Source organism: Pseudarthrobacter sp. MDT1-22 (assembly GCF_054511035.1).
Genome location: NZ_JBTNDK010000025.1, coordinates 45,401 through 53,040, shown reverse-complemented (window position 1 = coordinate 53,040; position 7,640 = coordinate 45,401). Strand labels below are relative to the sequence as shown.

The 7,640-nt window shown below is 66.6% G+C and carries 7 protein-coding genes; 1 reads left to right on the top strand and 6 read right to left on the bottom strand.

Translation table 11 applies throughout. The features are described 5' to 3' along the window. Positions 1–155: 155 nt before the first annotated feature. A complete protein-coding gene (locus tag ACX80M_RS17085; RefSeq protein ID WP_252614968.1) occupies positions 156–341 on the top strand; it encodes a hypothetical protein in 186 nt (61 codons plus the stop codon). Between the two features lie 19 nt (positions 342–360). Here ACX80M_RS17085 and ACX80M_RS17080 read toward each other — a convergent pair whose 3' ends face one another. The 6 genes from ACX80M_RS17080 to ACX80M_RS17055 all read right to left on the bottom strand — a co-directional run bounded on the left by ACX80M_RS17080 (position 361) and on the right by ACX80M_RS17055 (position 7,639). Continuing rightward, positions 361–840 carry a hypothetical protein gene (locus ACX80M_RS17080; protein WP_252614967.1) on the bottom strand — a complete coding sequence of 160 codons (480 nt, stop codon included), beginning with the start codon at positions 838–840 and terminating at the stop codon, positions 361–363. Positions 841–848: 8 nt separating this feature from the next. Beyond that, complete coding sequence (locus ACX80M_RS17075; RefSeq protein ID WP_252599728.1) at positions 849–1,535, bottom strand: bacterial proteasome activator family protein; 687 nt, start codon at positions 1,533–1,535, stop codon at positions 849–851. Positions 1,536–1,617: 82 nt separating this feature from the next. Continuing rightward, positions 1,618–1,821: a YbdD/YjiX family protein gene (locus tag ACX80M_RS17070; protein WP_252599729.1), complete on the bottom strand. Its 204-nt coding sequence runs from the start codon at positions 1,819–1,821 to the stop codon at positions 1,618–1,620. Continuing rightward, a complete protein-coding gene (locus ACX80M_RS17065; protein ID WP_252610835.1) occupies positions 1,818–4,121 on the bottom strand; it encodes a carbon starvation CstA family protein in 2,304 nt (767 codons plus the stop codon). Before ACX80M_RS17065 ends, ACX80M_RS17070 begins: the two co-directional genes overlap by 4 nt. A gap of 200 nt (positions 4,122–4,321) precedes the next feature. Further along, positions 4,322–4,606 (bottom strand): DUF1540 domain-containing protein, encoded by a 285-nt coding sequence (locus ACX80M_RS17060; protein ID WP_252599732.1) that lies wholly within the window; start codon positions 4,604–4,606, stop codon positions 4,322–4,324. A 138-nt stretch (positions 4,607–4,744) separates the two neighbouring features. Next, positions 4,745–7,639, bottom strand: coding sequence for an FtsX-like permease family protein (locus ACX80M_RS17055; protein WP_252599734.1), 2,895 nt, complete (start codon positions 7,637–7,639; stop codon positions 4,745–4,747). Position 7,640: the final 1 nt, after the last annotated feature.

Genomic DNA, 7,640 nt, shown 5'->3' with positions numbered 1-7,640 from the left:
GCTGCCAAAACGCCAGCACCCACCAGGCCACCGCAGCCTGAGCGCCACCAACAGCCCTGAAACCGCCACCACGAACAACTACCTACAAATCTGACGCACACCCCACGCGGGACTGATGAACGGTTAATGTCAGACCCCGGTTGCAGACTGGACTTATGGAGAACCAACTTGCACAGGAATTTCTTGTCACGTACTTCGACGCCGATTGCGGCCGGATCAGCAGTGAAAGCTTCGATTCCCTGAAGGACGCCGAGCGTTTCGCCAGCCGGAACTGCAGCACCGAGGAATCGTGGGCCGTTATCGACGCTGTTGCCATAGAGCAGGCCAGGATCGCCGCCTGAGGTCATCCGGAAATACCGCTCAGCCGGAAAGGCTTTCGGGCTGGCCACCCGCGGCGGCATCCTCGGCGAGGCGTCGTTCGGCGTCGGCCACCTGCTCAAACACCGATTCCGCGCGGCGGCGCACCGAAGCCGCCCCCACCGGGATGGGACCGACGGCAAGCCGCAGCATGGCGGCAGCCTCGGCGGTGGTGGCCAGCGAATTGCCTGCCTTCGACAACGACCGGTGTACACCTGCCAAGTCCCCGGGAATGTCCAGACCTTCGCTGGGCGACCGCCGCTGGGCTTCGACGCAAACAACACGGACGCGCTCCATGAGCCCCGCCAGCTCGTTGGCTACTTCCACCAGTTCGGCATAAAGCTGCTCGTCTTCGACACCTTCGAGGACCTGGTGATAGCGGTCCAGGCCCCGGTGGAAGCGATCGTGGGCGCGGCGCCAAAGGCCCTTCCCCAGCTCAGCATCGTCTTTGCGCCCTTGGCGGGCGGCAGTTAAGAATCCCACGCAGGAACCTAGAGGTACTGGCCGGGACCGTGGTCCGGGTCCTCCGGCCGGCCTGACTGCACCGGACCGGAATGCTGGCTGGCGGCGGCCCTCTGCGGCTCGCCGTTCTCCCCGATAACCACGCCAGGGGCGATCATGGTGCCCGGCGGAAGCTGCTTCAGGTGCAGCTGCGCGGCGGCCTGCTCCCGTGCGGCGTGCTGGGCGGCGATGGCCGTCTGGATGCCGTGGAAGAGGCCTTCCAGCCACCCCACCAGCTGCGCCTGGGCGATCCGAAGCTCGGCGTCGGACGGTGTGGTGTTCTCCGGAAAGGGCAGGCTGATCCGTTCCAGTTCTTCAACGAGCTCCGGTGCCAGCCCGTCCTCCAGCTCCTTGATGGAACGTTCGTGGATCTCGGCCAGGCGTTCGCGCGCGGCGTCGTCCAGCGGTGCCGACTTAACCTCTGCCAGGAGCTGCCGGATCATAGTGCCGATCCGCATGACTTTCGCGGGCTCGTCCACGAGGTCCTGCAGGTTGCTGCCCTTGGCCTTGCTCCCGAGTGACGTGCTCGACGCCGCCGGGCCTGTAGTTGCCGGACCTGCAGCGCCTGGGCCGGCTCCAGCCGGGATGGGCACAGCCGGCATGGCCGGTTCGCCGTTGTCGAGGGTCCTGCCCTCAACGGGTACGTCATCAGGCTGAGTGTCTGTCGGATCGCTCATGCGTTCATACTCTCACGAGCCGAGGACGGGCAGTCCAGTTGATGAAGCCGGCCAGCCGGTGAAGGCTGGCCGGCCGTCAGCGTCAGCAGCACCGGCCCTGCGGGTTGGAGTCCTGGCGGTCCGTCCGGTCCCGCCAGAACTCGCGTTCCGTCAGAGGTGGCTCCCCGTGTCCGGCCGCGTGGTGGTGCTCCAGGTACTTGGCGTACGCATCAGCACCGAGCACGCCGCCGAGGAACCGGGCGAAACCCCGGAACCCTGTTGCGACCGCGGCCAGACCGGGGCTCATTTGTGGTGACCTGCCCTTTCGAACCGCAGCTCGGCCGGCAGCTTGTTCCACTCGGCCTGCAGCTCACGTTCCGCGGGTGTGGGGATCAGCCCGGCGGGTGCGAAGACCTTCGACGGCCGGGCCTCGTCCTCGTTGTCAACGTTCGGCAACCCAGCCGAATGGTTGCGGAAGGCCTTGATGGTGGCCACCAAGGCCATGGCGATGACGATGATGCTCAACACCACAAAGATGACGGACAGCCAGCCCTGGATGGCGGTGTTGCGCACCACGGCTTCCATGGCCGCGACGCTCTTGGCTGTGCCGAACTCGGTCTTGCCGTCCGCGAGTGCCTTGCTGAAGGCTGCGTTGTTGGCGAAGTAGCCGACGGCAGGCGTTGACGAGAAGATCTTCTGGTAGCTCGCGGTGATAGTCACCACGGCGGCGAACGCCAGCGGTACGGCCACGATCCAGAGGTACTTGAAACTCCCCCGCTTGGCGACGATGGCCAGGCACACAGACAGCGCGATCGCGGCCAGCAGCTGGTTGGCGATGCCGAACAGCGGGAACAGCGTGTTGATGCCACCCAGCGGATCGGTCACGCCCATGAGCAGCACGGCACCCCAGGCGGCCACCATAACGGCGGTGCACAGCCAGGCTCCCGGCCGCCACGAGTGCTCCTTGAACTTCGGGATGAAGTTGCCGATGGAGTCCTGCAGCATAAAGCGCGCAACGCGTGTACCGGCGTCGACCGCGGTGAGGATAAACAGCGCCTCGAACATAATGGCGAAGTGGTACCAGAACGCCATCAGGGCCGTCCCGCCGATGAACTGCTGCATGATGTGGGCGAGTCCCACGGCAAGTGTGGGCGCGCCGCCGGTCCGGGACACAATGCTTTGCTCCCCGACGTTGGCTGCCGTCTCCGCGAGCATGGCCGGGTTGACGTTGACTCCGGCGAGGCCAAGGCTGTTGACCCAGGCGGCCGCGGTTTCCACCGTGCCGCCGGTCAGGGCGGCCGGCGAGTTCATGGCAAAGTACAGCCCGCGGTCAATGGAGATGGCCGCGACCAGCGCCATGATGGCCACAAACGACTCCATCAGCATGCCGCCGTAACCGATGAAACGGGTCTGGCGTTCCTTCTCGATGAGTTTCGGGGTAGTGCCCGAGGAGATCAGGGCGTGGAAGCCGGATAGGGCCCCGCAGGCAATGGTGACAAACAGGAACGGGAACAGGGCACCGGGGAAGACAGGTCCATTGTCCCTGCTGGCGAACTCGCTGAAGGCCGGGACAGTGATCTCCGGGCGGACCACGATGATGGCCAGTGCCAGCATCACGATCACGCCGATCTTCATAAACGTGGAGAGGTAATCGCGGGGGGCCAGGAGCAGCCAGACCGGAAGGATGGCGGCAATGAAGCCATAGACAATGAGGCCCCAGGCAATGGTCACCTTGTCCAGGGTGAAGAACGCGGAGCCCCATTCGGTCTCCGCCACCAGGCCGCCGCCGATGATCGCGGCCATCAGGAGCACAAAGCCGATCAGGGAGACTTCCATGATCTTGCCCGGCCGGATGTAGCGCAGGTAGACGCCCATAAACAGCGCAATCGGGATGGTCATGCCCACCGAGAACACGCCCCACGGGCTTTCGCCCAGGGCGTTGACGACGACGAGCGCGAGGATCGCCACGATGATCACCATGATGAGCAGCGTGGCGATCAGTGCTGCCGTGCCGCCGATGACGCCCAGTTCTTCGCGGGCCATCTGGCCGAGGGAACGGCCGCCGCGGCGCATGGAGAAGAACATCACCAGGTAGTCCTGGACAGCACCTGCGAGCACAACGCCGATGATGATCCAGATGGTGCCGGGGAGGTAGCCCATCTGGGCCGCGATGATGGGTCCGACCAGCGGGCCGGCACCCGCGATGGCGGCGAAGTGGTGGCCGAACAGCACGTTGCGGTCCGTGCGGACATAGTCCTTGCCGTCAGCCTTGTATTCCGCCGGCGTGGCGCGGCGGTCATCCGGCTTGGTGATGAGGCGTTCGATCACCTTGGAGTAGAAGCGGTAACCGATCAGGTAGGTACAGACCGAGGCAAAAACGAACCAGATCGCATTGACGGTTTCGCCCCGGACGATGGCCAGCATGAACCAGGCGACGCCGCCGAGCAGTGCGATGGCTGCCCACAGGGCGATCTTGGCCGGGGTCCATTTCTTGTCCTCAGCCTCGCGGACGGCCTCATCCACTGCCGTTGGCGGAAGCTTCGGATCGGCGGTCAATGGGCCGCTTCCTTTCGCTGCACGTACCGGTTCGTCAGGCCTGCTGGCCATGTCTCCTCCTTGAGAATTGGTGCTTCAGTGAGTTGCTCAAAGGCACCCTACCAACGCCTCACCAACGAGGACGCGGCATTGTCCCCGCGCCGCGTGTCATTGCGGTGAACGGCAGGCGGGAGTCGCCGAGCGCACAAAAGCCCCCGTTCAAGGTTTCCTGGACGGAGGCCTTCGTGACTAATCCCGAGCGGGAGCCGTTGCTACGCGTGTGCGTAAGTAAGGCAGTCCGCGTTGTCAGCGCCCGGGCCAACATGGACTTCGGGGGCGTTGCACATCAGGTGGTCGTTGTGGATGCACTCGGAGCGCTGGCATGCTCCGACATCTGCCAAGACCTTGGGCAGCCCGCCATGGATGCCCGTGTCGATGAACGTGGCGCAGCTGGCGTGGTCTTTGCTTCCGCCCACCGTGATGGCGTGGGCCGTACAGCCTTCGTGGTCATTAAACGAGCAACGGGTAACACTGCAATCGGCAACATGCGTTGTCATAAGAGGTCCCTCCGTATTTCGGCCGTCCGGGACGGACAGCGTCCTAGGCCCCACGGTAGGCCTGTTGGGCCCAATCAAAAAGACCCAACTGTGTGACCTAATTACGGCGCTCCCCTGCTCAGCTCCCCCCCGTACCGCTCAGGTCCCCACCTCCCGGCGGGACACCGGAAGCCCCGCCCGCGTAAACAGCCAAGCCAAGGCCGCACCGGTGAGCGGCACCGCGATCAGCAGCGCCACGAGCTGGAGCCAGGGAACGACGGCGGTCCGCGCCATCCCGGTTGCGGTCACCAGCAGCACGGCCGGCACTATCCCGGCAACACTTCCCAACACAGTTCCGAGCCCCGCCGTCATCAGCGCCTGCGAACCCGCGAGCGCCTTTCGCAAGCGCGGGGCCGCACCCACCCCGGCAAGGGTGACATGGTCTTTCCGCGAGTCCGCCATGGACAGGCCCGTGGTGATGCCTGCCGCGCTGAGTGTGATCACCGCGCCCAGGCCCACGATGGCCCAGAGGATCAGCGAGGCGTCCCGCTCGGCTCCGGGCTCCACGTACATTGACCCGTAGCGGCCCGCATAGACGCCGGCGAGGGCGGCAGACACCTTGTCCATCTGGGCGGCATCCGGGTAGGCGGTGAGCTGGACCAGCAGCGCGCTGTCATCCAGGCGCATCCCTGCGGCCGCGGCACCCTCCGGGGACACAACGCCGTAATACTGCACGTCGACTTCCGGCTCCAGCACTACCGCAGCCACATCCGTCCGCCCCGTCTCCTGGTACCCCAGGAAGGCGCCAGTGGCGGGGTCGCCGGGCGCCGGTTTGCGAACGTCCTCCGCCACCAGGGACGCATGCCCGTCGCGGACGAACACCGGGTTGGTCACCACCATGCCTCCGGCCGCCAGCACGTCGCGGGCTTCCGCCGTGGGAGCCGTTCCGAAGAGCCTTTCCACGTCATCGGCACTTCCGACGATGACGGAGTTGATACGTCCCTGCGTCTCGTAGGGACGCATCGCTCCCCGGCAACGCCAATCCTCCGGATCAAGGACGCGCTGGCCGGCGGTCACAGGGCACGCGTTACCCTCCGGCGTGGCCAGCGAATATTGCAGGCAGCTCGACGTCGGCGTCTGTGCCGGCGACGCGTCGGCCAGTTCGGGCCGCATTTCGCAGTTCCGGGTAGCGGAAGTTCGCACTACCGCGGTCCATTCGACGATGTCCACCGCCCCATCCAATGCGGACGCCACCGCAGCAGGGTCAATCCGCGCCGGATCCGGCATTGTTCCGTCAGCCAGTGGGGGTTGCCACACGGACAGCGGCAGGACAGCCTGGTTCTTCAACGCGGACCAGTAGTGGTTTTGCTGCTCGTTCGCCTGCTGGCTGGCGGCCAGCACCATGCCGGCACTGGCCAGGGTGGCGGCCGCGAGGACTGCGGCAACCGCCGGAACTGTCCTGCTGCGGTTGCGGGACGAGTCACGGGCGGCCATTCGCGCAGCCAGGGGGAGCCGTCCGGCACGCTTGGCCAGGAGGGCCACCAGCTTGCCGGTCAGCAGCACCAGCGATGTGACGCCCAGTACCGCGCCTCCCAGCAGGAACCAGGCAATGACCGGAGTCCTGGAAATGAACACGTCGGGGTCTTCGCTGTTGGCGGCAAGCCACGTGCCGGCGGCGAGGGCCGCGGCGGCAACGCCCAGCAGGGCAGCACCCACCACGGTGGACGCCTTGCCGGCCGACGCCGGGGCCCGCCCCGATTTGAGCGCGCCCAGAACGGCCTGGCGCGCCACCTGCCGCGCAGGGGCCAAGGCAGCCAGCAGGCACGCCACGTAGCCCATGACCATCACCAGGACCGTCAACAAAGCGTCCGGATGGAAGCCCGGAAAACGGACCGATCCGTTCAGGCGTGCCACGATCACCACCACGGCGGCGGCTACGAGTCCCACAGCAGCGCCGGCCGCCACGCCAAGGCCGCCGAGCCACAGGCCAGCCGCCATCACCACCGAGCGGATAGTGGGGCTTTCGGCCCCCGTCGCGGCGAGCAGGGCCAACTCCCGGACCTGCCCCTTGGCGCCCACGGCGAACGCGGCTCCCGCCAGCAGGCCCACCTCCAGCAATGCGAGGGCGCCCAGGAGCGCCCCGGCCGCGTAGGTGGTGAGGGGCAGCGACGCGCTCGATGAGGTCCCTGCGCCCTCCGGCCCGCGTTCCTCTTGGGACGGCGGATTCAGCACCACAGACCTGGACAGCACCGTGACACCCACGGCGTTGGCCGCCAGGACCCGGCTCCAGGTCACCGGCTCGGAACCCACCAGGTAATACATGGTGGCCTTGATGGCCGACGCGGTCGGCGGCGGACCGGCGGAGGCAGGCGCCGGGGCGCCAACGCTGCCCTGGCCGGGCCTGAGGTAGACGATGGAGTTGCTGTCCGAATAGCCCGCATCGCGGAGCGTTCCGACCGCGACAAACGTCCCGGCCGACGTCGCCAGTTCCTCCCCCAGTTCCAGCCCGAACCGCTCCAGCAGCCCCGGCGATACGAGCATCTCGGCATCGGTCCCGGGGGCCCTGCCGTCCAGTAGCGTGTATTTTCCGGCAAATGCCGGGGCCATGGCGTCCACTGCCCGGCCCACCAAACGCACGTGCGCCGCACCCGACTCGGCGGTGAGGTCCAGCGTGGATTCTGTGAGCACGTCGTAGCCGGCTGGAATCGCATCCTGCGGATCAGTAGGCGTGAAGTCGGGGTTAGTGTCCCAGTTGTTCGTGGTGATGTGCAGCTCTTCGACCGGGTCCTGGACCATGATCCCGTTGGCCATGGGCATGGGCCGGAACCGCGCCTGGGTGGTACCGAGCTGGTACTGCACGCGTTCGGCCGCGGTCTCCTGCATGCTCTGGACCAACGTGGCCGCCCCGGTCATTCCCGCCACGGGGAGCATGATGAGCAGGATGATCAGAAGGGAACGCCCCTTGTGGCGGCGGATATCGCGCCGCGCCATCCGCACGGCGACGCGGAAAGCCTGCCGGCGCCCGCCAGGCGCCGGTGCGAGGGTGAGTGCCACG